This is a genomic window from Ruegeria sp. CE9, from assembly GCF_056537425.1.
The window spans coordinates 1-1,823 of record NZ_JBQFRO010000050.1 but is presented as its reverse complement, the minus strand read 5'-3'; the positions used below and the strand labels follow the sequence as shown (position 1 = coordinate 1,823).

The 1,823-nt window shown below is 56.1% G+C and carries 2 protein-coding genes; both read right to left on the bottom strand.

The window, feature by feature from the left end; genetic code table 11:
- On the bottom strand, positions 1–1,011 hold a 1,011-nt coding region (locus tag ACR0B3_RS23815; RefSeq protein WP_480811215.1), incomplete at its 3' end, for a DEAD/DEAH box helicase.
- A 139-nt stretch (positions 1,012–1,150) separates the two neighbouring features.
- On the bottom strand, positions 1,151–1,823 hold a 673-nt coding region (locus ACR0B3_RS23810; protein ID WP_480811214.1), incomplete at its 5' end, for an EF-Tu/IF-2/RF-3 family GTPase.

Here is a 1,823-nt window from a genome sequence, read left to right as displayed (position 1 = left end):
GACGTAATCCCGGGCGTGAGAGGGGACGTCAAAATTAAACACGTGGCTTACGCTTGGCACATCAAGGCCGCGCGCGGCCACATCTGAGGCCACAAGAAAGCGAAGGCTTCCTTCGCGGAACCCATCCAAGGTGCGCATGCGTTGCGATTGATCCAAATCGCCATGAATAGGGGCGGCATCCAGCCCGTGTTTCTTCAACGATTTTGCGACTATATCGACATCCACTTTGCGATTGCAGAAGATGATGGCATTTGTGCAACCCTCGCCCTCTGCGGCAATCGCGGCGCGCAGCATGGTGCGCTTTTCTTTCGCGCTTGTGTCGCGGCGGGTGGGTTTGAAGGAAAACAACGCCTGCGTGATGGTGTCGGATGTCGTGGATTGGCGCGCCACTTCGATCCGCGCGGGATTAGACAAAAAGGTTGATGTGATCCGCTCAATCTCTGGGGCCATCGTGGCAGAGAAAAAGAAGGTTTGGCGCGTGAAGGGCGTCAGCGAGAAAATCCGCTCAATATCGGGGATAAAGCCCATATCCAACATGCGGTCGGCCTCATCCACCACCATGATCTGAACGCCCGTCAACAGCAGTTTGCCGCGCTCGAAATGATCCAAGAGACGGCCCGGTGTTGCGATCAGAACATCGACACCCCGATCAATCAGAAGGTCTTGCTCTTTGAATGACACCCCGCCAATCAGCAGGGCCTTGGTCAGTTTCAGATGCTTGGTGTAGGTGTCGAAATTTTCGGCCACCTGTGCCGCCAATTCGCGGGTGGGACAAAGAACGAGGCTACGTGGCATCCGCGCCCGTGCCCGACCCCGTGCCAAAAGCGTGATCATGGGCAATGTGAAACTGGCAGTTTTGCCTGTGCCCGTCTGGGCAATCCCCAAAACATCGCGCCCTTCCAATGCGGGGGGGATTGCGCCTGCCTGAATGGGGGTTGGGGTTTCATACCCTGCTTCAGATATAGCTTTCAGAACCTTCGGATTGAGGTTTAGATCGGTGAATTTGGTCATATGCGTCCGTTCTGGCCAGTCTCAACTGGCATATGTGAAGGAGCGCATTTCCTCGCGCGCTCCGCGGCGTGATCCTTGGCCAGATTGCCAAGAATGGACAAGCATTTAGCCGAAACCACGGCAAGGGTCAAACGGGGTGTTAAACCATCAATTCCTTGGTCGCCGAGAGCCGCACATCGGGGTAGTCGCGTTCGACACGATCAATGTCCCATTGCAGGCGCGTCAGATACACAGGGTCGCCATCATTATCGACCGCCATATGTTGTTTATTGGCGGTTGCAAATGCATCGACCTTATCGCGCGCGCCATGCACCCATCGGGCCGATGTGAATTGGCTGGCTTCAAAACGCACGGGCAGCCCGTATTCCAGTTCTATCCGACTGGCGAGAACCTCGAATTGCAGCGCGCCCACAACACCCACGATAAAACCTGAGCCAAGTTGTGGCTTAAAGATTTTTGCCGCCCCTTCTTCGGCGAATTGCATCAGGGCCTTTTCAAGGTGTTTGGCTTTCATCGGGTCGCCTGCGCGCGCCACTTGCAACAATTCAGGCGCGAAACTGGGTATCCCTGTAAAGCGCAGCGCCTCCCCTTCGGTCAGGGCATCCCCGATGCGCAACTGCCCGTGATTGGGAATGCCGATAATGTCGCCTGCCCATGCCTCCTCCGCCAATTCGCGGTCAGCTGCGAGGAAGAGCACGGGGTTGGATACAGCCATCGGTTTCTTAGAGCGCACATGATGCAGTTTCATGCCCCGCTCAAAATGTCCTGACGCCAAACGAATAAACGCCACGCGATCGCGGTGTTTTGGGTCC